At 70.0% G+C, this 23,283-nt stretch carries 26 protein-coding genes and 1 pseudogene; 11 read left to right on the top strand and 16 right to left on the bottom strand.

Annotated elements, in window-relative coordinates; translation table 11 throughout:
* The first annotated feature begins 201 nt into the window (after positions 1-201).
* The 4 genes from QOL69_RS12355 (at position 202) to QOL69_RS12340 (ending at position 3,721) form a co-directional block, all read left to right on the top strand.
* On the top strand, positions 202-1,002 hold the full coding sequence (locus tag QOL69_RS12355; RefSeq protein ID WP_048078306.1) for a bacteriorhodopsin: 801 nt from the start codon (positions 202-204) through the stop codon (positions 1,000-1,002).
* Positions 1,003-1,110: 108 nt separating this feature from the next.
* Positions 1,111-1,449: a peptidyl-tRNA hydrolase Pth2 gene (gene pth2 / locus QOL69_RS12350; protein WP_008581783.1), complete on the top strand. Its 339-nt coding sequence runs from the start codon at positions 1,111-1,113 to the stop codon at positions 1,447-1,449.
* Positions 1,450-3,015 carry a tRNA pseudouridine(13) synthase TruD gene (gene truD, locus QOL69_RS12345; protein ID WP_283403409.1) on the top strand — a complete coding sequence of 522 codons (1,566 nt, stop codon included), beginning with the start codon at positions 1,450-1,452 and terminating at the stop codon, positions 3,013-3,015.
* A 136-nt stretch (positions 3,016-3,151) separates the two neighbouring features.
* Positions 3,152-3,721 carry a GMP synthase subunit A gene (locus tag QOL69_RS12340; protein ID WP_283403408.1) on the top strand — a complete coding sequence of 190 codons (570 nt, stop codon included), beginning with the start codon at positions 3,152-3,154 and terminating at the stop codon, positions 3,719-3,721.
* 248 nt (positions 3,722-3,969) lie between these two features.
* On the opposite strand, the gene QOL69_RS12335 is transcribed toward QOL69_RS12340, so the two are convergent.
* The gene (locus QOL69_RS12335; RefSeq protein ID WP_156588733.1) at positions 3,970-4,242 is read right to left on the bottom strand and encodes a MarR family transcriptional regulator; all 273 of its coding nucleotides are present in this window, start codon (positions 4,240-4,242) and stop codon (positions 3,970-3,972) included.
* A 152-nt stretch (positions 4,243-4,394) separates the two neighbouring features.
* On the opposite strand from QOL69_RS12335, the gene QOL69_RS12330 reads away from it, so the two are divergent.
* Together QOL69_RS12330 and QOL69_RS12325 are read left to right on the top strand one after the other, a co-directional pair.
* Complete coding sequence (locus tag QOL69_RS12330; RefSeq protein ID WP_283403407.1) at positions 4,395-4,787, top strand: PPOX class F420-dependent oxidoreductase; 393 nt, start codon at positions 4,395-4,397, stop codon at positions 4,785-4,787.
* 97 nt (positions 4,788-4,884) lie between these two features.
* Entirely contained in the window at positions 4,885-5,604 is a 720-nt protein-coding gene (locus QOL69_RS12325) for a class I SAM-dependent methyltransferase (protein ID WP_283403406.1), read from the top strand.
* An 11-nt stretch (positions 5,605-5,615) separates the two neighbouring features.
* Here QOL69_RS12325 and QOL69_RS12320 read toward each other — a convergent pair whose 3' ends face one another.
* Positions 5,616-6,029, bottom strand: coding sequence for a TRAM domain-containing protein (locus QOL69_RS12320; RefSeq protein WP_283403405.1), 414 nt, complete (start codon positions 6,027-6,029; stop codon positions 5,616-5,618).
* 126 nt (positions 6,030-6,155) lie between these two features.
* Here QOL69_RS12320 and QOL69_RS12315 point away from each other — a divergent pair, with 126 nt between their 5' ends.
* The gene (locus QOL69_RS12315) at positions 6,156-7,076 is read left to right on the top strand and encodes a dihydrodipicolinate synthase family protein (protein ID WP_283403404.1); all 921 of its coding nucleotides are present in this window, start codon (positions 6,156-6,158) and stop codon (positions 7,074-7,076) included.
* Between the two features lie 26 nt (positions 7,077-7,102).
* Here the strand turns inward: QOL69_RS12315 and QOL69_RS12310 are convergent, their stop codons facing one another.
* Positions 7,103-7,909: a YkgJ family cysteine cluster protein gene (locus QOL69_RS12310; protein ID WP_283403403.1), complete on the bottom strand. Its 807-nt coding sequence runs from the start codon at positions 7,907-7,909 to the stop codon at positions 7,103-7,105.
* An 83-nt stretch (positions 7,910-7,992) separates the two neighbouring features.
* Here QOL69_RS12310 and QOL69_RS12305 point away from each other — a divergent pair, with 83 nt between their 5' ends.
* Entirely contained in the window at positions 7,993-8,430 is a 438-nt protein-coding gene (locus QOL69_RS12305; protein WP_048078302.1) for a DUF5788 family protein, read from the top strand.
* Positions 8,431-8,489: 59 nt separating this feature from the next.
* Here QOL69_RS12305 and QOL69_RS12300 read toward each other — a convergent pair whose 3' ends face one another.
* From QOL69_RS12300 to QOL69_RS12275, 6 genes and pseudogenes are all read right to left on the bottom strand, one after another.
* On the bottom strand, positions 8,490-8,960 hold the full coding sequence (locus QOL69_RS12300; protein ID WP_283403402.1) for a Rieske (2Fe-2S) protein: 471 nt from the start codon (positions 8,958-8,960) through the stop codon (positions 8,490-8,492).
* Positions 8,961-9,012: 52 nt separating this feature from the next.
* Positions 9,013-9,612, bottom strand: coding sequence for a DUF5789 family protein (locus QOL69_RS12295; RefSeq protein WP_283403401.1), 600 nt, complete (start codon positions 9,610-9,612; stop codon positions 9,013-9,015).
* A gap of 108 nt (positions 9,613-9,720) precedes the next feature.
* The gene (locus QOL69_RS12290) at positions 9,721-10,716 is read right to left on the bottom strand and encodes an aminotransferase class IV (protein WP_283403400.1); all 996 of its coding nucleotides are present in this window, start codon (positions 10,714-10,716) and stop codon (positions 9,721-9,723) included.
* Entirely contained in the window at positions 10,713-11,348 is a 636-nt protein-coding gene (locus tag QOL69_RS12285; protein ID WP_283403399.1) for an anthranilate synthase component II, read from the bottom strand. Before QOL69_RS12285 ends, QOL69_RS12290 begins: the two co-directional genes overlap by 4 nt.
* Positions 11,345-13,128 (bottom strand): annotated as a pseudogene (locus tag QOL69_RS12280) (anthranilate synthase component I family protein). The gene QOL69_RS12285 and the pseudogene QOL69_RS12280 overlap by 4 nt, the downstream one beginning before the upstream one ends.
* 56 nt (positions 13,129-13,184) lie before the next feature.
* Positions 13,185-13,751: a helix-hairpin-helix domain-containing protein gene (locus tag QOL69_RS12275; protein WP_283403398.1), complete on the bottom strand. Its 567-nt coding sequence runs from the start codon at positions 13,749-13,751 to the stop codon at positions 13,185-13,187.
* Positions 13,752-13,860: 109 nt separating this feature from the next.
* On the opposite strand from QOL69_RS12275, the gene QOL69_RS12270 reads away from it, so the two are divergent.
* Positions 13,861-14,319, top strand: coding sequence for a CopD family protein (locus QOL69_RS12270; protein ID WP_283403397.1), 459 nt, complete (start codon positions 13,861-13,863; stop codon positions 14,317-14,319).
* A 432-nt stretch (positions 14,320-14,751) separates the two neighbouring features.
* On the opposite strand, the gene QOL69_RS12265 is transcribed toward QOL69_RS12270, so the two are convergent.
* The 5 genes from QOL69_RS12265 to QOL69_RS12245 form a co-directional block, all read right to left on the bottom strand.
* Positions 14,752-15,576 (bottom strand): shikimate dehydrogenase, encoded by an 825-nt coding sequence (locus tag QOL69_RS12265; RefSeq protein WP_283403396.1) that lies wholly within the window; start codon positions 15,574-15,576, stop codon positions 14,752-14,754.
* A gap of 76 nt (positions 15,577-15,652) precedes the next feature.
* Positions 15,653-16,789, bottom strand: a complete 1,137-nt coding sequence (locus tag QOL69_RS12260) for a DUF373 family protein (protein ID WP_048078298.1) — start codon at positions 16,787-16,789, stop codon at positions 15,653-15,655.
* Positions 16,790-16,873: 84 nt separating this feature from the next.
* On the bottom strand, positions 16,874-17,809 hold the full coding sequence (sppA, locus tag QOL69_RS12255) for a signal peptide peptidase SppA (RefSeq protein WP_283403395.1): 936 nt from the start codon (positions 17,807-17,809) through the stop codon (positions 16,874-16,876).
* A gap of 170 nt (positions 17,810-17,979) precedes the next feature.
* Positions 17,980-18,903, bottom strand: a complete 924-nt coding sequence (locus QOL69_RS12250; protein ID WP_048078447.1) for a coiled-coil protein — start codon at positions 18,901-18,903, stop codon at positions 17,980-17,982.
* A 249-nt stretch (positions 18,904-19,152) separates the two neighbouring features.
* Positions 19,153-19,830: a 2,5-diamino-6-(ribosylamino)-4(3H)-pyrimidinone 5'-phosphate reductase gene (locus QOL69_RS12245; protein ID WP_283403394.1), complete on the bottom strand. Its 678-nt coding sequence runs from the start codon at positions 19,828-19,830 to the stop codon at positions 19,153-19,155.
* Positions 19,831-19,923: 93 nt separating this feature from the next.
* Here QOL69_RS12245 and QOL69_RS12240 point away from each other — a divergent pair, with 93 nt between their 5' ends.
* Both QOL69_RS12240 and QOL69_RS12235 read left to right on the top strand, forming a co-directional pair.
* On the top strand, positions 19,924-20,049 hold the full coding sequence (locus QOL69_RS12240; RefSeq protein WP_283403393.1) for a hypothetical protein: 126 nt from the start codon (positions 19,924-19,926) through the stop codon (positions 20,047-20,049).
* 39 nt (positions 20,050-20,088) lie between these two features.
* The gene (locus tag QOL69_RS12235) at positions 20,089-20,508 is read left to right on the top strand and encodes a VOC family protein (protein WP_283403392.1); all 420 of its coding nucleotides are present in this window, start codon (positions 20,089-20,091) and stop codon (positions 20,506-20,508) included.
* Positions 20,509-20,543: 35 nt separating this feature from the next.
* Here QOL69_RS12235 and QOL69_RS12230 read toward each other — a convergent pair whose 3' ends face one another.
* The gene (locus tag QOL69_RS12230) at positions 20,544-20,750 is read right to left on the bottom strand and encodes a DUF8141 family membrane protein (protein WP_283403391.1); all 207 of its coding nucleotides are present in this window, start codon (positions 20,748-20,750) and stop codon (positions 20,544-20,546) included.
* A 64-nt stretch (positions 20,751-20,814) separates the two neighbouring features.
* Entirely contained in the window at positions 20,815-22,977 is a 2,163-nt protein-coding gene (gene metG, locus QOL69_RS12225; RefSeq protein ID WP_283403390.1) for a methionine--tRNA ligase, read from the bottom strand.
* Positions 22,978-23,283 lie beyond the last annotated feature (306 nt).

The following is a 23,283-nucleotide window of genomic DNA, read 5'->3' as shown; positions in this document are numbered from 1 at the left end:
CGACGGGATGTGGGACATCCGTCCACCTCAGCCTCACAGAATCAAAAACGTTCAAATAATCCGAACTAATATCGGAATCAGTCAAGAAAGCCTTACCAGTCAGGTTAGTACATTTAATAAATCCACCACGTTATACTGAAACGTCGCATGATCGAAACAGCAGCAGCTGACTTACTCGCAAGCGGAACAGTCCCGCTCGAAATGACCCAGACGGAGATATTCGAGGCCATTCAGGCCGACACGCTCTTGGCGTCGTCGCTCTGGATCAACATCGCGCTCGCCGGCCTCTCGATACTCGCGTTCCTCTATATGGGGCGGAACTTGGAGGACCCGCGCGCGCAGCTCATCTTCGTCGCCGCCATGATGGTGCCGCTGGTGTCCATCTCGAGTTACACCGGTCTCGTCTCCGGGCTCACGGTAAGCTTCCTCGAAATGCCGGCCGGACACGCGTTGGCCGGGCAGGAAGTGCTCACCCCGTGGGGTCGGTATCTCACGTGGGCGCTGTCGACGCCGATGATCCTCATCGCGCTCGGACTGCTGGCCGGATCGAACATGACAAAGCTGTTCACGGCCGTCGTGGCCGACATCGGGATGTGCGTCACGGGGCTCGCGGCCGCGCTGACCACCTCCTCCTACCTGCTGCGCTGGGTATGGTACGTCATCAGCTGCGCGTTCTTCGTCGTCGTCCTCTACATCCTGCTCGCCGAGTGGGCCGAGGATGCCGAAATCGCCGGTACCAGTGAGATATTCAACACGCTGAAGATCCTCACCGTCGTCCTCTGGCTCGGCTACCCGATCTTCTGGGCGCTCGGCGCGGAGGGACTCGCGGTGCTCGACGTCGCCGTCACCTCGTGGGCCTACAGCGGGATGGACATCATCGCGAAGTACCTCTTCGCGTTCCTCCTGCTGCGGTGGGTCGTCGACAACGAGCGCACGGTCGCGGACGTGGCCGCCGGACTCGGATCGAGTTCCCGTGGCGGCGCAGCGCCGGCCGACGACTGACGGCGCGGTCACTCTCGCGGACCTTTTTCACTTATTTTGACAGCCACCAGCCCTCGCCACGGCGGCCGAGAGGGAAGCGCTAAACCCGCGGCGGCGGTGGGTGGAGGCATGAAACAGGCCATCGTCGCCCGGACGGACATCGGCATGGGCGAGGGGAAACTCGCCGCGCAGGTCGCGCACGCGTCGCTGTCGGCGTACCAGGACGCGGGCCGGCGCGCCCGGAAGAAGTGGCAGGGGGAGGGACAGAAGAAGGTCGTCCTCAAGGGCGACTCCGAGAGCCAGCTGTTCGAACTGGCCGACAAGGCGGACAAGGAGGGGTTGCCGTACGCGATCGTTCGCGACGCCGGCCACACCCAGCTCGACCCGGGGACCGTCACCGCGCTCGCGGTCGGGCCGGCCCGCGACGACAGCGTCGACCGCGTGACCGGCGACCTCTCGCTGTACTGAATGGCTCCAGAACACACGCTCCGCGAGGCGCACCCGACGGAGCGGGCCGTCGGGATCGAGTACTACGTCAGCGACGCGGACGGGATCGGCGGCCGCCTGCGCGAGTCGCCCGACGACTTCCGGGTCCGAGAGCTGGAGGCGTTCGACGCGGAGCCGCTCGACGCCGACACCGGGAGCTATCCGGAGCTGGTGGTCCGGGCGACGCTCCGCGACTGGGACACGAACGACTTCGCGCGGCGGCTCTCCGACGCGCTCGGGGTCAGCCGCGAGCGCGTCTCGTGGGCCGGGACGAAGGACAAGCGAGCGGTCACCACGCAGCTGTTCACGGTCCGCGGGGCCGACCCCGACGACCTCCCCGAGATCCGCGGGGCCGAGATCGAGGCGCTCGGCCGGGCGGGCCGGAGCCTCTCGTTCGGCGACCTCGCCGGCAACGCCTTCGAGATCCGGGTCGCGGACGCGGTCGACGACGCCCCCGAGCGCGTCGCCGCCGCGGTGCGCGACCTCCGGGCGTTCGCGGGCGACGCGGAGGACGCGGGCGACGCGGAGGACGCGGGCGATACGGGTGACGCGGAGGACGCGGGCGATACGGGTGACGCGGAGGACGCCCTCAACGACCGCGGGTTCCCGATCGACGCGACCGTCGGCGTGCCGAACTACTTCGGCCAGCAGCGCTTCGGCAGCCGGCGGCCGGTCACGCACGTCGTCGGGCTCGCGATCGCCCGGAACGACCCCCGCGAGGCGGTCCGGCTGTACGCCGGCAACCCGGCGGCGACGGAGCCGGACGACACGCGGGCCGCGCGCGACCGCGTCGACGCGGCGTTCGGGGTGGACTCCGACGTCGCCGGCGGGGGCGTCGCCGCCGGCGTCGACGACGCCGAACGCTCCGCCGCCGACGGGACGGGCGACGGCGACTGGGCGGCCTGTCTCGACGAGATTCCCGGCAAGCTCCGGTTCGAGCGCTCGATGGTCCACCGGCTCGCCGACCGCGGCGTCGACCCCGACGCGCCGCCCGACGACGAGGACTGGTGGCACGCGCTGGAGGCCGTACCCTCGAACCTCCAGCGGCTGTTCGTCAACGCCGCCCAGTCGTTCCTGTTCAACCGGATCGTGAGCGAGCGGCTGCGCCGCGGGCTCCCGTTCGAGCGTCCCGTCGCCGGCGACGTGGTCTGTTTCGCCGACGGCGACGCGCCCGACGAGCTGTACGCGCCGGACGCGGACCGGCTCCAGCGGGTCGACGCCGACCGGGTCGAGGTCGTCTCGCGGCACTGCGAGCGCGGGCGGGCGTTCGTCACCGCGCCGCTTGTCGGCACCGAGACCGACCTCGGCGACGGCGAGCCGGGAGAGATCGAGCGCGAGGTCCTCGCGGACGCCGGGATCGAGCCGGCCGACTTCGCGCTCCCCGGCGAGTTCGATTCGAAGGGGACCCGCCGGGCGATTCTCCTCCGGACGGACCTCGACGTGTCCTTGGCGGACGGGGACCCTCGCTTCGGGTTCGCGCTGCCGAGCGGGTCGTACGCGACGGTGCTGCTCCGCGAGTTCACGAAGTCGGGCCCGCTCGACCTGTGAGCGGTGGCGGCCGCGAACCCCGTCATCCGGCATTTGATACACGTTCGTGTACTTCTTGGCCGTTTAGACGCCGGAACCACCACAGTACTGTCTCCCGTTCCGAGCCGTTTTTGTGCGGGAGCCGTCAATCGAGTCCATGACTCGGATCGTCGTCATCGACCTCCACGGCCAGTTCACGCACCTCGAACGGCGGGCGCTCCGCGACCTCGGCGTCGACACCGAGATCGTGTCGGCGGAGACGCCGGCCGACGAGGTCGACGCCGACGGGATCGTCCTCTCGGGCGGGCCGGACATGGACCGCGTCGGCAACGCCCCGGACCACCTCGACGGCGACGTTCCCGTCCTCGGGATCTGCCTCGGGATGCAGCTGATCGCGGCGGAGCTGGACGGCGCGGTTGGCGCGGGCGACTACGGCGGTTACGCCGACGTCGACGTCGAGATCGTCGACGACGAGGACCCGCTCGTCGGCTCGCTCGCGCCGGAGACGCGCGTCTGGGCCTCGCACGCCGACGAGGTGACGGAACTTCCCGACGGGTTCGACCGCACCGCCACCTCCGAGGTCTGCGACATCGAGGCGATGGCCGACCCGGACGCAGGGCTGTACGGCGTCCAGTGGCACCCGGAGGTCGCCCACACGGAGCGCGGCGAGGAGGTCTTCGAGAACTTCGTCGCGATCTGCGAGTCGGCGTCAGCTACCCACGACTGAAGTCGTGGGCTTGGATGACCCTACACCGCACGGCCAGCGCCAATTTAATTATCGGTGGGCCAAGCGTGCCCCCGATGTCGGGGCTGGCTGACGGACAGCCCATCCCTGCCAACACATTTGGCTGTCAGGGATTACGACCACTTATCCGAGGACAAGTCATCAATCTGTTGCTTTGGTACCCCTTCGGCCTTCCTCTCACAACTGAAGTCGTGGGCTTCCGCCCTTGTATCGCTGTGAACTGGACGGTCTTAGACGGTGAGGTAGTACACCTGCTTGCGCGCGTCCTTGAAGCTGTACCGCGAGTCCACGAGCCCCTCCTCTTCGAGGCGGTTGAGCGCGTAGCGGACCGTGCGGTCCGGCAGCAGCGACTCCTCGGCGAGGCCGCCCTGCGAGAGGGGCGCGTCGCCCTCCAGCACTTTGGCGACGAGCTTGGCGCTCGGGGGCAGTTCGCGCAGGCGGTCGCGGTACTCGGACTCCGACAGGCGCTCTTGGTCAGCGGTCTCCGCGGGACTGGTACTCATGTCTCACACGAATCCCACGGGTAGTGGTAAAGGTTGGCTACATATAGGGGAATCTGCCTGTGATAATATAATGTGTTAATATCACGTTTCGGCGCGGATCCCTCCGATGATCTGCCCGTCACGTTTTCCGGCGAGCGCCCGTAGCTCGTCGCGTGATCCCCGAGTCCCACGTCGACATCCTCGAAGCCGAGTCGTACGCGCACTTCGCCACCGTCGGGCCGGACGGCCTCCCCCACGTCACGCCGGTGTGGGTCGACCACGAGGACCGCGAGTACGTCCTCGTGAACACCGCCCGCGGGCGGCGAAAGGAGCGGAACGCCCGTCACAACCCGAAGGTCGGCGTCAGCGTGCTCGACCCCGACGACCCGTACCGCTACGTCTCCGTCCGCGGCGAGGCCGAACTGAGCGAGAAGGGCGCGCGCGAACACATCGACGAGCTCGCCCGCCGCTACTTCGGCGTCGACGAGTACCCCCACCATGACGAGGAGGAGGGCGCGCGGGTGATAATCCGAATTCCCGCCGAGAACGTCGCCACGAGCGGGTGACCGCGGCGACGACTGCGGAGACACCGACCGCCGCGACGGACCGACGCCGGACCGCATCCAGTACGGTTTTGTCGGTCCGGCTTCCATCACGGACAACGTGAAGGGACAGGACTGGTACCAGGCCGACGAGGTCGCCGAGGAGTACGACGACGTCCGGTTCTCCGGCGGGGGACAGCTCATCGACCGCCGGGAGAAAGAAGCCGTCCTCTCCGCGCTGGGTCCCGTCGATCCGGGCCACCGCGTGCTGGAGGTCGCCTGCGGCACCGGTCGGTTCACGACGATGCTCGCCGACCAGGGCGCGGACGTCGTCGGACTCGACGTCTCCCGCGAGATGCTCGAACAGGCCCGCGAGAAGGTCGCGGCGGCCGGCCACGCCGACGCGGTCGAGTTCCTCCGCGGCGACGCCTCGCGGCTCCCGTTCCCGGACGACCACTTCGACACGGTCGTCGCGATGCGATTCTTCCACCTGATGGACGACCCGGTCCCGTTCGCGAAGGAGCTCTGTCGGGTCAGCCGCGATCAGGTGTTCTTCGACACGTTCAACAGCCGCAGCCTACGGACGCTGTACACGTGGCTGCTCCCGATGGGGTCGCGGCTCTACTCCGAGCGACAGGTCGCCGCCATGCTCGGCGAGGCGGGGCTCACGCTCGCGAACGAGGAACACGACTTCGTACTGCCGTACGGCTTCTACCGCGAGCTTCCGGGCGCGGTCGCGAAGCCGTTCCGCGCGCTCGACGAGCTGGCCGGGAACACGATCCCCGGCGACTACGTCGCGTCGGTGTCGTACTGGGACGCCAGAGTGCCGGACGAAAAGTAACGGCTCCCGGTTTAGACCGCCGCTTCGACGACCTCGCCGACGGCGAAGTTGGACTTCACTTCCGTCACTTCGATCTTCACGCGCTCGCCGACCTCGGTGTCCGGGACGATGATGACGTAGCCGCGCTCGACCCGGGCGATCCCGTCGCCCTGCTTGCCGAGGTCCTCGATCTCGACGTACCGCATCTCGCCGGGTTCGACCGGCGGCTGCGGGCCGTCGCCGTCGTGCGACGCGGAGCGGTCGGCGTCGTCAGCACCCGCGTCGCCGGACCCGTCGCGGGCGACGAGCGCGACGCGGTACGTCTCGCCCGGTTCCAGCGATCCGGTGTCGATCTCTCGTTTCGGCACGTCGACGACGAACTCGCCGTCGTCGGTCTCCCGGACTTCCGCGCTGAACAGACAGAGGAGTTTCTCGGAGATTTCCATAGTAGACTCCATCGAAGGCTGGGCGCGCGGTAGTATAGTTGTACCGCCGACACAGTCAGGACCCGCCGGTCGCCGCGCGCTCGGCGGTGGCCAACGCATTTGTCGTCGCCCGCCGAACCGTCGCGTGTGACGATCCTCGATCTCCCGCACGCCGCCGTCTCGCCGCCGATCGTGACGCCGTTCGACGCCGACGCCGATGCCGCGGTCGCCGACATCGACACCGACGCGCTCGCGAGCCACGTCGACGCGCTCGTCGCCGCCGGAATCGACGGGATGGTCCCCTGTGGCACGACCGGCGAGTTCGCCAGCCTCGACGACGACGAGCGACGGACCGTCGTCGAGACCGTCGTCGACGCGGCCGACGGGCGGGTTCCCGTGATCGCCGGCGCGGCCGACACCTCGGTCTCGCGGGTGCGATCGCACCTCTCGGCCGCCGCGGCGGCCGGGGCCGACGCCGGCCTCGTCACGCTCCCGTACTACCACGGATCGACGAGTCCGAACGGTCAGCGGGCGTTCGTCGAGGCGGTCGCCGAAGACGCGCCGCTCCCGATCGTCCTGTACGACATCCCGGCGACGGTCGGCGAGTCCGTCGACGTCGACGTGCTCGCCGACGCGGCGGCCCGCGAGTCGGTCGTCGGGGTGAAGGACACGACCGGCGACCTCACCGGCCTCGAAGCGAAGATCCGCGAGACGCCCGACTCCTTCGCCGTCTTTCAGGGCGTCGACGCCCAGCTGTACCCGAGCGCGAGCCTCGGCGTCGACGGCGGGATCCACGCGCTCTCGCAGGTGATCCCGGAGGTCTTCGTCGCGCTCGGCGAGGCGATCCGCGAGGGCGACGACGACCGGGCGCTGGCGCTCCACCGCCGCGCGGTCGCCCCGCTGTTCGACCGCTGTGCCGCCCACGGCTTCGCGCCCGCGACGAAGGTCGCGGCCGCCCACCGCGGGTTCATCCCGGACCCGGCCGTGCGCCCGCCGCTCACGCTCCCGGAGGCGGACGCCCGCGAGGCGATCCGCGCCGACGTGGACGCGGCGCTGGACGCGGTCTGAGAGCGAGGAGATCCGGCGTCTGACCGCTATTCTCCGCGGACGGGGGTCCCGTCGGCCTCCTTCGGCCCCTCGGAGTCGAAGACGACGACGTCGCCGTCGGCGCGGTCGCCCGCGCCGGGGTCGTAGCCGTCGCGGACGCCGATCGCCTCCTCCAGTTCGCGGACGGCCCGTTCCTTCAGCGCGGCGGCCAGCTCCTCGGCATCCTCGCGCGAGATGTCGCGGCCGAGACCCTCGCACTCGTGGGCGCGGACGACGCCCGCCTCGTCGACCGCCTCGCCCATCGGCTGGCTCGTCCCCTCCAGCGCGACGCTGAACGGATAGGTTCGGCAGATGAGCGGTCGGGCGTCGTGGACCGTACACGCCCCCTGCCCGTCGGACTCCTCGTAGAAGGTACAGTCGCCGCAGTCGTCGGTCGCGAGCGCCCATTCGAACGTCTCGCCGACCGGGTCGCCCTCGGCGTCGGTGTCGAGGCCGAACGGCATCGGCCGGGCCACGTCGCGCCAGTCGTACGCCTCGCCGGTGGCATCTTCCGCGGCGTCGGCGACGCGGCGGACCTCGTCCGGGAAGACGGTCGCGGTGTGCGGCTCGCGGTCGGCGTCGTCGGCCGCGTCGCTCCCGTGGCAGTCCGCCGCGCTGCCGACTCCGGTCCCGTCTTCGTCGCCGTCCTCGCCGACCCCCGCTCCGGCCGGCGCGCCGCCCGGTTCGTCCGGGGCGTAGCCGGTACAGCAGCCGCCACAGCGCGTACACTCGAACCCGATCGACTCGATGGCGTCCGCGAGGGCCGCGACGTCGAGGTCGCGGGCCGCGGCGAGTTCGGCTTCGAGCGACTCCATACGTGTCGTTCACGGCGCGCCGGAGTTAACGTCGTCCCTTCCGGGCGAAGGAGCGAAGTGCGACCGTCTCCTACCGACCGAGCGTGAAGGGGTACGAACGGAAGCAGCTCTTAGAGCGGGTCAACCGGGAGTCCTCGACGGTGGGCGTCGAGATCCCGGAATCGATCGAGATCCAGGGCGAGGAGATCGACCTGCGCTCGTTCGTCTTCGAGATCAAGCGCCGCGACTCGGTCCCGCCGGGCGAGCGCGACCGTGTCGACCGCGCTAAGCGCAACCTCCGGCGCGAGCGGCTCGACCGACTCGAACCGATCGAGGAGAACGAGGTGAGCCGCGAGGAGGGCGAGGAACTGGCGGCGTCAATCATCGGTATCGACCGCGCCTTAGAGGCGTTGGAGGGGTTAGACGCCCCCGACCCGGAGACCGAGGCGAAACGGCAGGAGGCCGCCGACCAGAAGCGCTGGATGAACTTCTTACAGAAGGCGCTCGGGCGCGAGGACGGTGGCGGGCGCACGAATTTCTGAGGCGGGCGGATCGCGTCCCGCCGTCGGCCGCTTCCGGCTCGGTTCCCGGGGAGCGCGGCTCAGTTCCCGGTGAAGTCGATCCGCGAGCCGCTGCCGTCGCCCTTCCCCGCGGAGGGGCCGAGCCGGACGAACTCGTAGGCGTCGTCGTCGAGGAACACGTCGTCGCCCTCGACGGTCACCGCGACCGACTCGAGGACGGCCCCCTCGCAGGGACCGAAGTTACAGTAGCCGCCGTCGGCCTCGAACGTCGCGCCGTGCTTCTGACAGAACACCTCCCCGTTGCGGACGAACGCGCCGTCGTCCTTGTCGAGGCGGACGTCCGTCCAGTGTTGACAGTAGTTGCGGAACGCGCGCACCTCGCCGGCGGCCCGGGTGAGGATCGCCTCTACTTCGGGGTCGCCGTCCTCGCCTTCCCCGAGGTCACCCTCGCCCTCGCCGACCGCGTCCGGATCGGTCGGTCGGAGCGTCACGAGCAGCGTGCTCTCCTCGGGAACCTCGTCGACGCCGGCGATCCGGCGGCTCTCGTCCATGTCCGAGCGAGGCCCGCGGCGGGTTTGAACGTTATGCGTCGCGCTCGGCCGCTCACACGCCGAGCCACTCGTCGTCGCGGACCTCGTAGCCGTTCTTTCGACAGTACTTCGCCGCCTGTCGGCGCACGTCTCGCGAGCCGGGAACCGACTCCTTCTCGTTGATCCGGTCGACGACCCAGTCGGCGATGGCGCGGACTCCCTCCTCGTCGTCGAGTTCGTCGATGTCGCTCAGCGCCCGGAAGGTGCGCTCGAACGCCTCGTGTTGCGACCGGCCGAAGTCGGCGTTCTCGAGGTCGGCAGCCGCCTCGACGACCCGCTTCATCGCGGCTGCGACCGCCGGCCGACGCACGCGGTCGCGGACCGTCGCGGGCGCGTCGAACGCCTCCAGGTCCGCGTCGGGGATCAGGTCGGCGACGGTGTACACGCGGGTCTCCGACTCCAGCTCGCGGCCGCCAACCGCGGCGACGACCTCGCGTCCCGTCGCGGGGAACGTCAGCGGTTCGAGCGCCGCTTCGAGGGCCTCGGTCGCCTCGTCGTCGAACGCCGGCTCCGCCTCGTCACCGCGGCTCAGTTCCGCCTCGATGTCGCGCTCGCGCTGTCGCCGGTCCTCGTCTGCCGCCTGTTTCTCGCGTCCGTCTTTGTCGTCTGCCATCCCTCGTTTAGGATCCCTGACGGGATAACGCTGTGGGCGACTCCTGTCTCTCTCGCTACGTCAGTCGTTTCGGACGCCGATCGCTCCGATCACAGCCCCCTGCCCCGATCACAGTCGCTCGCCGTCGTAGTGGTTCTCCTCGATCCGGCGGTCGAACAGCCGAGAGATGAGGGTCGTGAGCGGGCCGGCGACCCCCTCGCCGTCGCCGTCGACCGCGATGCCGTCGACGGTCGCGACGGGGCGGACCTCCCACGTCGAGTTCGTGAGGAAGACCTCGTCGGCCGAACGGACCGCGTCCGGCGCGTACGTCCCCTCCTCGACCGGGATCCCCTCGGCTTTCGCGATCTCGATCACGGTCGCCCTGGTGACGCCAGGCAGGATCGGGCCGTCGAGCGAAGGGGTCCGCAGGGCGTTCCCGTCGGCGAAAAAGAGGTTCGAGGTCGCCCCCTCGGCGACGTGCCCGTCCGGGTCGAGCATCAGGGCCTCGTCCGCGCCGGTCACGCGGAGTTCGAGCCGGGCGAGGATTCCGTTGAGGTAGTTGTGCGTCTTCGCGGCGGCGGGGATCGCGCGGTCGGCGGCCTTGCGCGTCTTCGTCGTCTGGATCGCGGCCGGGCCGTCGTGGACCGGCTCGCTCCCGACGCCGCCCCGCGGGAGCGGCTTCGCGATCACGACGACGGTCGGGTCGACCTCGGGGGCCGGATCGAGCGTTCCCGGCTGAACGCCCCGCGTGATGGAGAGCTTCACGTACGCGTCCGCGAACTCGTTCGCGGCCAGCGTCTCGTCGACCCGTCGTTTCAGGTCCGCGTGGGCGATCCCGTGATCCAGCCCGAGCGTCTCGCAGGTGTCACGGAGCCGGTCGGCGTGCGCCTCCCACCGGAAGAGGTCGCCGCCGTACGCGCGCATCGTCTCGAAGGCGGCGTCGCCGTAGGCGAACCCGCGGTCCTCGACGGAGACGGTCGCCTCGCTCGCGGGGACGAGGTCGCCGTCGACGTAGTACAGGGAGTCGGCGTCCTCCTCGTGTCCGCCGTCTCCCTCGCGCTCGCCGTCCCCCCCGTGCCCGTCGTCTCCCTCGCGCCCGTCACCCTCCCCGGTCGCGTCGCTCATCGCTCGCACCCCGCCACGAAGTTCCGTACCATCTGCTTCCCGCGCGGGGTGAGGATACTCTCCGGATGGAACTGGACGCCGACGTGGGGCTTCTCTCGGTGGCGCACGCCCATCACGACCTCGCGTTCGTCCTCGGTGCGGGCGGTCTCGACCAGCTCGTCGGGCAGGTCCTCGCGCTCGACGCACAGCGAGTGGTATCGCCCGACGCGGAGCCGGTCGGGGAGCCCGGCGAAGACGCCCTCACCGTCGTGGGTGATCGTCGACGGCTTCCCGTGGACGACATCGGGCGCGTGGCCCACCCGGCTCCCGCGGCTCGCACAGAGCGCCTGATGGCCGAGACAGACGCCAAACACGGGGCGGTCGAGTTCGAAGACGGCGGTCGAAACGCCGGCGTCAGCCGGGGTTCCGGGTCCGGGGGAGACGACGACGCCGTCGGGGTCGAGCGCGCGGATCCCCGCGAGGTCGACCGCGTCGTTGCGCCGGACCGTCACCGCGCCCGCGACTTCGCCGACGTACTGGACGAGGTTGTACGCGAACGAGTCGTAGTTGTCGACGACGAGAACGCGCGCGTCGGTCTCGCCCGCGCCCAGTCGCCAGCCCGCCGTCGCCTCGGCGGCGTCGGCGTCCGTCATCGCTCGACCGCCTCCTCGGCCGTCCCGTCGGCCGCCTCCCCGGCCGCCTCGTCCGCCTCCCCGGTCGCCTCGTCCGCTTCTCCGACCGTCTCGTCGACCGCCATCCCGCCGGCCGCGAGCGCCTCGTCGACCGCGCTCACCAGCGCGCGCGCCTTCGCGAGCGTCTCCTCGTACTCGGCGTCGGGGTCGGAGTCGTGGACGATCCCCGCCCCGACGCGGAGGTGGTACTCGGCGGCGTGGCGGACGAGCGTGCGGATGACGATAGAGAGCGTCGCGCGCCCGTCGAACCCGGCCGCGAACATCGACCCGGTGTAGGGACCGCGGCGCGTCGGCTCCAGTTCGTCGATTATCTCCATCGTCCGCGGCTTCGGCGCGCCCGTGATCGTCCCGCCGGGGAAGCAGGCCGCGACCGCGTCCGCCAGTCCCACGTCCGGCCGGGCCTCCCCCTCGATCAGGCTCACGAGGTGCATCACCTCGCTGTAGCGGTCGACGCGGCGGTACTCCGCGACGTCGACCGTGCCGAACCGCGACACCTTGCCGAGGTCGTTGCGTTCGAGGTCGACCAACATCGCGTGTTCCGCGCGCTCCTTCGCGTCCCCGATCAGTTCCGCTTCGAGCGCCGCGTCGGCCTCGTCGCCGTCCCCCCGCGGGCGCGTCCCGGCGATGGGTTCCGTGACGAGGCGCGCGCCGCGGTCTGGGTCGTCGGTCGGCTCCCGCGCCAGAAGGAGTTCGGGGCTCGCGCTCACGAGGTCGACGCCGGTCGGGTGACGGTTTCAGCGTCTCGGTCTCTCGCACTCGGCCTATCGTCCCGGCCCCGTCCTCCCGGCCCGTCGTTCCGGTCCCACCGCCCCCCCCCGTATACCGAACTCGATCAGCCCGGGGTAGGGCGCGGTTTCACCGCTCGGAGCGCGTCGTACGCGTCGACCGGGTGGACTGCCGCGGGGGCGGTCAGTCGCTGAGAGACGTTCGCCTGAAACGTGTCGCCCTCCCGAACGTATTCCTTGACGCGCCGCACCGCGTCGGCGTACCCCTCCCGCCCCACGTCGCTCTCGAAGGTCGCGCGCTCGGCGGTCGAGTCGGGCGGGTCCTCCGCGTCCGGGTCGCCGCGCTCGATCCGGGCTATCAGGTCTCCCGCCCGCTCCGCCGCCTCGTCGAACAGCGCGTCGAGGGCATCGCGGTTGGCGTCCGGGTCGTCGAGCCCCTTGGGAACGCGGAGGCAGGCGGTCACGCGCAGGACGGTCTCGTCGTCGTCGGTCGGGCACTCCCACGCCGCGACTCGGTCGAAGAGCGCCGCCTGAAGCCGCGGGAGGCCCCGGTCGTCGACCGCGCCCGCCCCCTCGGGCGCGGCGGCGGGGAAGTCCTCCAGCTCGCGGGCGGCGTCGTAGGAGAGCCAGCCGAACGCGCCGCAGGGGTACGGGACCTCGCAGTCGCCGCGCGCCAGCGTCTCGCCGTCGAGGACGCCCTCCAGCGCGGAAAGCGACGGCGACGGGCGGCGGTAGTCGCCGGGACGCTCCGGCCCCGCCGAGCCCCCGGACTCGACGACCGTCGCCTCGCCGGAGACGGTCAGCCGCTCGACCGGGTCGACGCCGAAGTACCCCCAGCCGGACTGGCCGCCGGTGGTCTCGTAGAAGACGCCGCCGGGACCGTCCCGCGCCCGGCGGTACGCCGCGAAGGGATCGTCGACGGCGACCCGGCGCTCGACCGGGACCCGCGCGCCGGCCCGCGCCGCGGCGGCGACCGCGCGGAAGCGGTCCCGGTCGGTGTGTACCGTTCGACTCATGTGCCCCCGTTCGGCGGAGACGGTGAAACAGTTGCGGTCGTCGAAACGACCCGGCTTCAGAACTCGTTCGCGCGGTCGATCCACCGCGCCGCGCGCTTCTCGCTGATGCTCGCGCCCTCCGCGATGTTGGCGGCGTCGGCGGCCGCGAGCTGGTCGACGGTCTCGATGTCGATCTCCGCGAGCCGCTCGGCGTACGCCGGGCCGATACCCTTGATCTCCTCGACGCTCGCGCCGCGGTCGTCGTCGTCGACCGCGACGTCGTCGCTCTCGCCCGTCGCGGCCTCCGCCGGCTCGGCGGCCCCGTCGTCGGTCGTGGCGGCCTCGTCGTCGGTTGCGGCGGCCTCATCGTCGGTTGCGGTGGCCTCGTCGTCGGTCGCGGCCTCCTCGTCGACGAGCGACTCGGTCGAGGCGGCGGCCTCCGTCCCGGCGGCGACCGGCTCCGCGTCGTCACTTTCGGCGTCGTCGGTCTCCGCGTCGTCCGCGCCGTCGTCACCCTCGGAGACGGCCGCATCGGCGGCCGGTTCCGACTCGCGCTCGACGGTCACTTCGGTCTCGGCCGACTCGCGTTCGGCGGAGCCGCTCCCGAATCCGAGCTTCTCTTTGAGCTTCTGGAGTAGTGCCATTGCCGGCGGCTACACGTGCGAGATATTTAAAAACCGTCTCCGGCGCAACCGATCGCAATCCCGTTCTCGTCTCGCCGGTTTATAAATGCGGCCGGCTCGTTCCCGCGGTATGGACGTTATCAATCCCGTCATGTGGTCGGTCCACGTCGGCTTCGCCGTCCTCTGGGTCGGCAGCGTGCTCTTCGTTACCCTTGCCGTTCTCCCGCCCGCGCTCCGCGGCGACATCGGTAGCGACGCGCTCGGCTCGGTCGTCGGCCGCCTGCGGTGGATCACACGGATCAGCGCGGTCGCGTTCGTCCTCTCCGGCGGCCACATGGCCGGGAACCTGTACACCTTCGAGGCGCTGACAGGGACACCCCGGGGCCACCTCGTGTTGACGATGCTGGGGCTGTGGTTCGTCGGGACCGGTCTCGTCGAGGTCGCCGGTTCGAAGCTGGTCGACGGGCTCGACGCGGGGAAGCTCCGGGAGCCGGCCCGCGACGCCAAGCCGTTCCTCTACGGCGCGTCGGCGGTCTCGGTCGGCCTCATCGTCACCGCCGGCCTGCTCGCCAGCCCGACGCTGTTTTAAGCGTACTCGGATCTGTCGACGGTCGATTTTAGTGGTTATTCTGGCCGAAACGACCGATAGCTGAAGCCTCCTTATAAATCGCCGATCGACACGGACGCTCCCGAAGCCCCAGGCGCTCGGCACGACACGGTTGCTGTCGACGAGACGACCACCGAAGCCCCAGCCGCGAGACGGACAGACGCTCGGTGCGGTCCTCAGTCGCTCGCTCCGCTCGCTTCTTGCGGTCCTGCCGTCGCCTCTGTCCGTCTCGCGGCTGCCCCTTCGAGCCCCGCCCCGCACAGCACCTCACACCTCCCCAGCCTCGTCGGCGGCGACCAACGGGAGCCGCCGACTCCCTCGCGCGACGCTCCTCGCGCCCTAGCGGGCGCTCGGAGGCGCGCGCCACCGCACCGCAGGCCAGTCGTTTCCTATCGATCCCGTCTCCTCGCCGCGCTACTCCAGTTCCGCCCGCAGCGCCGCGTTCATCGGCTCTATCGGGGCCTCCTCGTCGGTCCAGATCTCGAACGCCTCGACCCCCTGGTACAGCAGCATCCACGCGCCGTCGACCGTCGTCGCGCCCGCGTCGGCCGCCTCCCGGAGCAGGCGCGTCTCGATCGGGGCGTACACCGCGTCGAGGACCGCGAGGTCGCCGTGGAGGTGTTCGGCGGGGACCGGCGTCTCGTCGGGCGACTCCATCCCCACGCTCGTCGCGTTGACGAGCAGGTCGGCCGCGGCGACCCGGTCGGCGAGGTCGTCGAGTCCGCCGCCGGTCGCGCCGGGGACCGTATCGGCCAGTTCGACCGCGCGCTCCGCGGTGCGGTTCGCGACGCGAACGGTCGCGCCCGCGTCGGCAAGCGCGAACGCGGCCGCCCGCCCCGCCCCGCCCGCGCCGACGACGAGCGCGTCGCGGCCGTCGACCGTCACGTCGTGGTGTTCGAGCGCCCGCGTCACTCCGGCCGCGTCGGTGTTGTGGCCGCGCGGGCGGTCGGCGTCGCCGTCGCGGACCGGCCCGTAATCGACCGTGTTGACCGCGCCGATGCGCTCGGCGAGCGGGGCCGGATCGACTGCGTCGAGCGCGTCCTGCTTGAACGGCACCGTGACGTTGAGTCCCGCCACGCCAAGGTCGGCCGCGCCCTCGATCGCCGCGGCCGCGGCGTCGGCGTCCGGCTCGAAGGTCACGTACCGCGCGTCGAGTCCGAGCGCCTCGTAGCCCGCCTCGTGTATCGGCGGCGACAGCGAGTGGCCGACCGGGTTCCCGATCAGTCCGTACACGTCCATGCCACCCGACGCGGCCGCGACCGACAAAAGGCGGTCGGTCGGACGCGGGATCCGCCTCACCGACCCCGGCGACACCTCACTCCCGTCGCCCGTCCGCCTCCCGCTCCGCGTCGATGACGTCTTCGAGGGTCTCCGTGCCCACGTCGCTGGCGACCTTGACGCCGACGAGCGACACGACGATGCCGCCGACGATGAACGCCGCGAGCTGCTGGACCGGAGTCATCGTCATTCCGTAGACGGACAGGGGGTCGCGGACCGCCTCCTGTGCGAGGAAATAGCCGGCGAAGCCGCGGACGACCAGCGCGACCGCCGCGATGACGAACGGGAGGTTGAGGTACGGCGTCCGGATCCCCTCGTCGCGGATCAGCTCGTCGAGCAGCCGTCCCACCGCCGCAGTCACGCCGGCGACCGCGAACCACGGGACCGCCGCGAAGGCGAACTCCACGACCTCGACGAGCCGAGGCGATCCGGGGTTCAGCTCCGACGCGGCGAGGACGCCGAAGAAGCCGCCGACGAGGGCAAGTCCGCCGGCGACGACGTACGTCACGACCGACACCTGCCCGGCGTACAGCGCCTCGCGGACCCGCTCCGGCATCCCCGCCACGCGCCGGTCGATCGCGAGCCCCTTGTACAGTAGCGCCGCGCCGAGCAGGCCGGCGACGCCCGCGAGCGCCTCCCCGGCGGAGAACCGGGCGAAGAGTACCGGCAGCAACAGCAGCGCGACGCCGATGGGGACCAACACCGTCGACCGGAGCTGCTCGTCGGCGAGGAACTGCTTGAGCAGGTAGTAGGTGGACTCGATGTCGCGGGCCTGCCGGACGACGACGCGGTCGACCGAGTCGACGGGGACCCGCGACTCGACGACCGGAAGGACGCGTTCGTCCTCCGCGGAGTCGACGACGACGATCGCGGCCCGCGGGTCGTACCGCTCCACGAGGTCGTCGAGCTGGGCCGCGATCGACCGGTCGGCCCCGACCGCGGTGTCGCTCTCGGCGGAGACGACGGCGACGACCGACTCCTCGCGCTCGTCCCGGAGGTCGCGTGCGACGCGCAGCGACTCCAGTAAGCAGTTTACGCTGGCGTCCTCGGGGTCGTCCAGCCCGGCGTCCGTGACCAGCGAGCGGACGGCCTCCCAGCCCGCGACCGGCATCGGGACGTTGGTGGCGCGACCGATCGCCCCCGAGCGGTCGACGCAGATGACCAGCGTCGTCACGTGTCGTCTCACACCGCGGCCGGACAAAAATCCTCCCCGTCGTCTGCCCGGCTCCGGCGGCGACGCCGACTCGCGGCGCTCTCGCTACCGGAACTCCACGTCGATATCGCCCCCGTCGTCGGCGAACACGCCCGCGACGCCGCTTCCGGCCGCGAACGCGACGCGCTCCGCGCCGATGCCGAGCCGCTCCGCCAGCCCGCGCTCCGGAGTGAACTCGCGCACCTCCGGCTCCGCGCCGAGCAGGTCGGCGAGCCGCGCTTCCACGTCGTCCTCGGTGCCGAGTTCGTCGACGAGGCCCATCTCGACGGCGTCGTCGCCGAGGTACACGCGGGCCTCGGTGTCTCTGATCTCGTCGGGGTCCATGTCGCGGCCCTCGCTCACGGTCTCGACGAACTGCTCGTAGTAGCCGTCGATGATCCCCTGGAGGTACTCCCGTTCGTCCTCCTCGATCTCCTTCAGCGGGACGCCGGCGTCCTTGTACTCGCCGGCCGTGAACTGTTCGTAGGAGATCCCGAGCTTGTCGGCTAGCCCCTTCGCGTTCGGGCGGGAGCCGACGACGCCGATGGAGCCGACGAGGCTCGCGTCCCGCGCCCACAGCTCGTCGCAGCCGCTCGCGATCCAGTAGCCGCCGGAGGCGCAGAGGTCGGTCGCGTACGCCACCGTCGGCCCGTCGAACTCGGCGGCGGCCCGTCGGATGTCGTCGCTCGGCACGACCTCGCCGCCGGGCGTGTTGAGTTCGACGAGCAGCGCCTCGACGTCGTCGTCCTCGTCGGCCGCCTCGATCTGTTCGACCACGTCGTCCGCGGTCGCGCCGCCCGCCCCCGACAGCGGCGACGGTCGCGCTTGGCTCCGTCGGATCGGTCCCGACACGGTCACCTTCGCGGTGTTGTACGTCTCGGTGTCGCCGAACCGACCGCCGGTGAGCCGCGAGAGAACCGCGCGGCCCGCGATCGTCGTCGCCGCGCCCACCGCGGCAGCCACGAGCAACCCCTTCCGTCCGTTCGTCGGCGCGTCGTCCATACCGACGGTTGGCGTCGCACGCGTTTATAAGCCGTGGCTAGCGTGCGGAGCCGCAGTCGACCGGCATACGGAGCCGCAGTCGATCGGTGCGCGGGGCCGTGGCCGGCTGCGACGCTGTTCGGTGCGAAAAGCCGCAGAAAAACCGCGTCGGAACCGTCGAAATCGCCGGCTTACAGGAGGCCGGTCTTCTGGAGCTTCATCAGGTCCTCGGTGTCGAGCGTCTCGCCCTCCTTGAACTTCTGATAGATCTCCTCGGCCTCTTCCTTCTCCTCTTCGCGCTTCTCGGCGCGCTCGTCCTGACGCTCTTCCTCCTCCTTCTTGTCGAGTTCGCGCAGTCGCTTCTGGACGCGGACGAAGTCCTCGTGGTGGCGGTCGGCCGCCTCCTGGGCCTCGACGAACAGCTCGTGCATCTCGTCGGCCTCGTCGCGGATGTCGTCGGCCTCGCGGTAGGCCTCGATCATCTGGTTGTGGTGCTCTTGGGCCTTGTCCGCGAGCTCCGTCACCTTCTGGTGGTGCTGGGACGCCTCGGAGCGGACCTCCTCGGCCTCCTCGACGAGGTCGTCGAGTTCGCTCGTGTCGTCGACCTTCTCCTTCTTCTCGGCGAGCTTCTCGCGTTTGTCGTCGATCTTCTCGATCAGCTCGCGCTCGTCTTCCGCGTCGAGGACCTCCGTCTGCTGACGGAACTCCAGGTCCTCGATCTCCTCTTCGAGCTCCTCGATGGACTTGCCGGAGCCGAGTTCGAGGTCCTGTTTGAGCTCCTCGACCTCGTCGAACAGCTCGTTGGCCTCGGCGTTGAGCTCGTTGCGTTTGTCCTTGTGTTCCTGGACCTGCTCGTTGAGCTCGTCGCGGTTCTCGCGGTGTTCCTGGGCCTCGTCGACCTTCTCGCGCGTCTTCGCGTTGAGGTCGTCGCGCTTGGACGCGCGCTCGGAGGCCATCTGGTTCAGCTCGTTACGTCGGTCTCGCAGCTGACCGGCGCGTTTGATGAGCTGCCCCTTGGAGCCGTTCTCCAAGTCGTCCTCAGAAAGGTCCACGTTGTCCGCCTCGTCCATCGGTTCCACGTCGTACTGCTCGATGACTTCTTCTTTCGTTACCATTTGTTATCTCTCCATCACCGCTCCGGCGATAGCGACCGCTCGCTGTGGTGCGTCGGGCCGTCTGCAAGAACTCCCGTTCATTTCAGCGTGCGATTCCACCAGCGCCAGAGGCGTTCTGGTATCAGCAACTATCCCCGGGCGATACATAAATACTTCGGTGATTTTCGTGTACACCGGTGGCACGGCCCGTGTACCGCCCGATCTCCGTGGTTACAGTTCACACGGATAGTCCACCGCCGTCCGGCCCCGCTACGAGCCGTCGTCGTCCTCGACGTCGTACGAGAGGACGACCCCGTCGTCGAGCCGCTCCACGTCCGTGAGCGTCAGGTCGGGGAACGCCTCGATGAACCCGCTCCCGTCCGCCAGCGTGGGCGCATCGCGCCCGCCGACGACCATGGAGCCGACGTAGACGTGGAGTTCGTCGACGACGCCGGCCTCGAAACACGAGAAGATCACCTCGCCGCCCCCCTCGACCATCAGGCGGTCGACGCCGCGGTCCGCGAGCTTCTCCACCCCCGCCCCGATGTCGACGCGCTCCTCGCCGGCGACGATCACCTCCGCGCCCGCGTCGGCGAGCGCCTCGCGACGTTCCCGGTCGGTCGCCTCCGAGACGAGCAGATACGTCGTCGCCGCGTCGTCCAAGATCCGGGCGTCGGTCGGGGTGCGCCCGGTGGAGTCGACCACGACGCGGGCTGGGTCCCCGGACCGACCGGCCCGCAGGCGCTCGACGCGGCGGTCCTCCTCGTCGAGCGTGAGGTGCGGGTCGTCGGCGAGAACGGTCCCGACGCCGACGAGGACCGCGTCCGCGGCCGCTCTGACGCGATCGACCCGGTCGAAGTCCTCCGGGCCGGAGATCCGGAGCTGTTCCCGGCTACGGGTGGCGAGCTTCCCGTCGACGCTCTGGGCCGCGTTGACGACCACGTACATACGACAACCCTCTCGGGGCTCCCGGTTGGTCGTTTCGGTGGGGCGGGCGATCCCGGCGCAATACCTATCCGACGAGCCCTCATGATTGGAACAATGAGGCTCTCGACAATTCTCATCGTCCTCGGCGCGGTCGTGTTCGTCCTCCCGATCCCCGGTACGTTCATTCTCGGTGCGCTGATCGTGCTCGCCGGCCTCGCCGCTCGCCTGTTCGGGCTCTGACTCGACACGGTTTTCCCGACACCGACCGATCGGCCACCCGTGTCCGACCCAACCGCGCACCACGTCGGGGTCACCGTCGCCGATCTGGACCGCGCCGTCGACTTCTACACGGAAACGTTCGACCTCGACGTCGTCGCCGAGTTCTCCGTCGGCGGCGACGCCTTCGCCGAAGCGGTCGCCGTCGAGGGCGCGTCGGCCGAGTTCGCGCACCTCGACGCCGGCGACGTGGTCGTCGAACTCGTCGCCTACGAACCGACGGGCGAGGGAAGCACGGATCCCGAACTGAACCGCCCGGGCGCGACCCACCTCGGTCTCGGCGTCGACGATGTCGAGGCGTTCTACGAGGACCTCGCGGACGACGTGGAGACGCTCTCGCCGCCCCGGACCACGTCGAGCGGGACGACGATCTGTTTTGTCAGTGACCCGGAGGGGAACCTGATCGAAGTGCTCGACGCCTGAGGAGGCGGTCCGCGGTCGACCGCACCGCGGCCGGACTACCGGTTCATCTCGCGAATCACCAACATCGACATCGGGAAGCTCGCGGCGACGAGTCCGTACACACCGCCGAGAACCGGCTCGACGCCGAACTCCGGCGCGAGCAGGTAACCGGCTCCGAAGCCGATCGGGTCACACACGAGCGCGACGAGGATGAGCTGCGTCTGGAAGGACTTGGACTCGAACCAGTGGGGAAGGAGGGCCATTACGGGCGTCCGTTGGCCGGCCGCGACATAAAACTTCGAGAAACTGACCGGTCCGCGGGGGACGCTACTTCACCTTCGTGCCCGGCCCGGCGTCCTCGTAGGTGGTGAGGAGGTCGGCCTCCTCGCCGGCGGCCAGCACCATGCCGTTCGACTCGACGCCGAACAGCTCTGCCTTCTCCATGTTCGCGAGGACGATCACCTTCGTGTCCGGCAGGTCGTCGACGTCGTGAAGCTGCTTGAGTCCCGCGACGATCGTCCGGCTCTCCGCCCCGAGGTCGACGGTGAGTTTCACGAGGTCGTCGGCACCCTCGATCCCGTCCGCCTCCTCGATCCGGCCGACCCGGAGGTCCAACTCCTGGAACTCGTCGAAGCTGATGCGGTCGTCGCTGAGGGGTTCGATGTCGCTCATGTCGGTGTCTCGGGTTGCGTCGCCGTCGTCGTTCTCGTCGTTCTCGTCGTTCTCGTCGTCGCTGTCGTCGCTCTCGTCGTCACTGCTGTCGGCGTCGTCGCCGTCGTCACTCTCCGACTCGGCGACTCGGGCTTCGAGCTTCTCGTTGAGCGCCTCGACGCGCTCGTCTTCGATCTGTTCGAACAGCTCGGTCGGCTCGCTCAGGTCGCCGGCGGGGGCCTCGCCGGCCGCCTCGACGGTCGCGTCGTGGACGGAGCCGGGCTCGCCGAGCTGGTCCCAGAGCCGCTCGCTCTTCTCGGGGGCAAGCGGCTCGAAGAGGACGGCGATGGCCTTCGCGAGCGCGACGCAGTCGTAGATGACCTGCTCGGCCTCGTCGGGCTCCTCGTCGACGAGCTTCCACGGCTCGTTGCGCTGGATGTACTCGTTGCCGAAGCGGGCGAGGTCGGTGACGGCGTCGCCGAGCGCCCGGACGGAGTAGTCGTTGACCGCGGCGGCGACGTCGTCGACCGCCTCGTCGATCCGCGCCGCCACGTCGTCGCTCGGGGCGTCGGCGTCGGGACCGTCCTCGTAGTTGCGGTGGGCGAAGAGCAGGGAGCGGTAGAGGAAGTTGCCGACGGTCCCCACCAGCTCGGTGTTGACGCGCTCGGCGAACTTCTCCCACGAGAAGTCCACGTCCTGCTGGAACCCGCCGTTGGTCGCGAGGTAGTAGCGCAGCGGGTCGGGGTGGAACCCCTCCTCTAAGTACTCGTCGGCCCAGACGGCGCGGTCGCGGCTCGTCGAGAACCCCTTCCCGTCGAGGGTGACGAAGCCGCTGGCCATCACCGCGCGCGGCTCCGCGTGGTCGGTCGCCTCCAGCATCGCGGGCCAGAAGATCGTGTGGTGCTGGATGATGTCGCGGCCGATCACGTGGACGATCTCGCCGCCCTCGGGGAACTCCTCACTCGCGCCCTCCTTCCAGGCGGTCTCCCAGTCGAAGGCGTCGGGACCGACGCGCTCGGAGAACTGCTTCGTCGAGGCGATGTACTCGATCGGGGCGTCGACCCAGACGTAGAGCACTAGATCCTGCGGATTCTCTCCGGGGTAGTCCACTCCCCAGTCCATGTCGCGGGTGATACACCAGTCCTGTAGCCCCTGCTCGATCCACTCGCGGGGCTGGTTCCGGGCGTTCGGCGTCCCTTCGAGCCGGTCGAGGAACGCGGAGAGGTAGTCGGCGAACTCCGAGACCGCGAAGAACTTGTGGGTGCGTTCGCGGTACTCCGCGGGGTTGCCGGTGATCGTCGACTCGGGGTCCTCGATCTCGCCGGGTTCGAGGTGGCGCTGGCACCCCTCGTCACACTCGTCGCCGCGGGCGTGCGCGCCGCAGTACGGGCAGGTGCCCTCGACGTAGCGGTCGGGGAGGTACTGGTCGTCGACGGGGTCGTACGCGACCATGATCTCCTTCTCGTAGAGGTGGCCGGCCTCGTCGAGGTCGCGGACGAGCTCCTGGGTCAGCTCGACGTTCGTCTCGTCGTGGGTGTGGCCGTAGTTGTCGAACTCGACGTTGAACTTCGGGAACGTCTCGGCGTAGCGCTCGTGCCAGTCGAGCGCAAAGTCCTCGGGCGAGACGCCCTCCTGTTCGGCGTTGACCGCGACGGGCGTGCCGTGCATGTCGGAGCCGGAGACGAACGCGGTCTCCTGTCCGAGTCGTTCGAGCGCGCGGCTGTACACGTCGCCGCCGACGTAGGTGCGGAGGTGACCGATGTGGAGGTCGCCGTTGGCGTACGGCAGTCCACAGGTCACCACCGCCGGGCGGTCGGTGGGGAAGTCGTCGTGGCTCATGTGGTGTGTATGTCGTGTGTCGGTCGATCGGGTCTAAAGCCCGCTGGTTCGGGGCCGTCCGCGGAACGGTCCGTTCGCGTCGGCGGTCTCGCTCGCGTCTCGTCGATCACAGCGCGTCGCTCGCGTCTCGGCGGCGGCCCGGGCGCTACGGGAAGGCGACGGGCTTCGCCGCCGCGCCGCCGCCGACCGCGTTACCGGTCGTCGCCGACGCGACGGGTCCACCCGTCGCTAGAAGGAACGCATCCGCATCGCGGGCCGCCGGTGTCGCGTCACGAACGGTCGTTCGTCGTCGCGGAAAATAAAAGC

The organism is Halorubrum sp. DM2, from assembly GCF_901686465.1.
Lineage (GTDB): Archaea > Halobacteriota > Halobacteria > Halobacteriales > Haloferacaceae > Halorubrum.
This window is presented reverse-complemented; position numbering and strand designations above follow the sequence as displayed.

Excerpts from the sequence above, each read along its gene's own strand:
- QOL69_RS12340 (WP_283403408.1), top strand. The coding sequence starts at position 3,152 with ATGACTCGGATCGTCGTCATCGACCTCCACGGCCAGTTCACGCACCTC.
- QOL69_RS12355 (WP_048078306.1), top strand. The coding sequence starts at position 202 with ATGACCCAGACGGAGATATTCGAGGCCATTCAGGCCGACACGCTCTTG.
- QOL69_RS12290 (WP_283403400.1), bottom strand. The coding sequence starts at position 10,716 with ATGAGCGACGCGACCGGGGAGGGTGACGGGCGCGAGGGAGACGACGGG.
- QOL69_RS12320 (WP_283403405.1), bottom strand. The coding sequence starts at position 6,029 with ATGGAAATCTCCGAGAAACTCCTCTGTCTGTTCAGCGCGGAAGTCCGG.
- QOL69_RS12265 (WP_283403396.1), bottom strand. The coding sequence starts at position 15,576 with ATGGACGTGTACGGACTGATCGGGAACCCGGTCGGCCACTCGCTGTCG.
- pth2 (WP_008581783.1), top strand. The coding sequence starts at position 1,111 with ATGAAACAGGCCATCGTCGCCCGGACGGACATCGGCATGGGCGAGGGG.
- QOL69_RS12285 (WP_283403399.1), bottom strand. The coding sequence starts at position 11,348 with ATGACGGACGCCGACGCCGCCGAGGCGACGGCGGGCTGGCGACTGGGC.
- QOL69_RS12240 (WP_283403393.1), top strand. The coding sequence starts at position 19,924 with ATGAGGCTCTCGACAATTCTCATCGTCCTCGGCGCGGTCGTGTTCGTC.
- QOL69_RS12335 (WP_156588733.1), bottom strand. The coding sequence starts at position 4,242 with ATGAGTACCAGTCCCGCGGAGACCGCTGACCAAGAGCGCCTGTCGGAG.
- metG (WP_283403390.1), bottom strand. The coding sequence starts at position 22,977 with ATGAGCCACGACGACTTCCCCACCGACCGCCCGGCGGTGGTGACCTGT.
- QOL69_RS12310 (WP_283403403.1), bottom strand. The coding sequence starts at position 7,909 with ATGGAGTCGCTCGAAGCCGAACTCGCCGCGGCCCGCGACCTCGACGTC.
- QOL69_RS12300 (WP_283403402.1), bottom strand. The coding sequence starts at position 8,960 with ATGGACGAGAGCCGCCGGATCGCCGGCGTCGACGAGGTTCCCGAGGAG.
- QOL69_RS12250 (WP_048078447.1), bottom strand. The coding sequence starts at position 18,903 with ATGGTAACGAAAGAAGAAGTCATCGAGCAGTACGACGTGGAACCGATG.
- sppA (WP_283403395.1), bottom strand. The coding sequence starts at position 17,809 with ATGGACGACGCGCCGACGAACGGACGGAAGGGGTTGCTCGTGGCTGCC.
- QOL69_RS12275 (WP_283403398.1), bottom strand. The coding sequence starts at position 13,751 with ATGGCACTACTCCAGAAGCTCAAAGAGAAGCTCGGATTCGGGAGCGGC.
- truD (WP_283403409.1), top strand. The coding sequence starts at position 1,450 with ATGGCTCCAGAACACACGCTCCGCGAGGCGCACCCGACGGAGCGGGCC.
- QOL69_RS12295 (WP_283403401.1), bottom strand. The coding sequence starts at position 9,612 with ATGGCAGACGACAAAGACGGACGCGAGAAACAGGCGGCAGACGAGGAC.
- QOL69_RS12230 (WP_283403391.1), bottom strand. The coding sequence starts at position 20,750 with ATGGCCCTCCTTCCCCACTGGTTCGAGTCCAAGTCCTTCCAGACGCAG.
- QOL69_RS12245 (WP_283403394.1), bottom strand. The coding sequence starts at position 19,830 with ATGTACGTGGTCGTCAACGCGGCCCAGAGCGTCGACGGGAAGCTCGCC.
- QOL69_RS12270 (WP_283403397.1), top strand. The coding sequence starts at position 13,861 with ATGGACGTTATCAATCCCGTCATGTGGTCGGTCCACGTCGGCTTCGCC.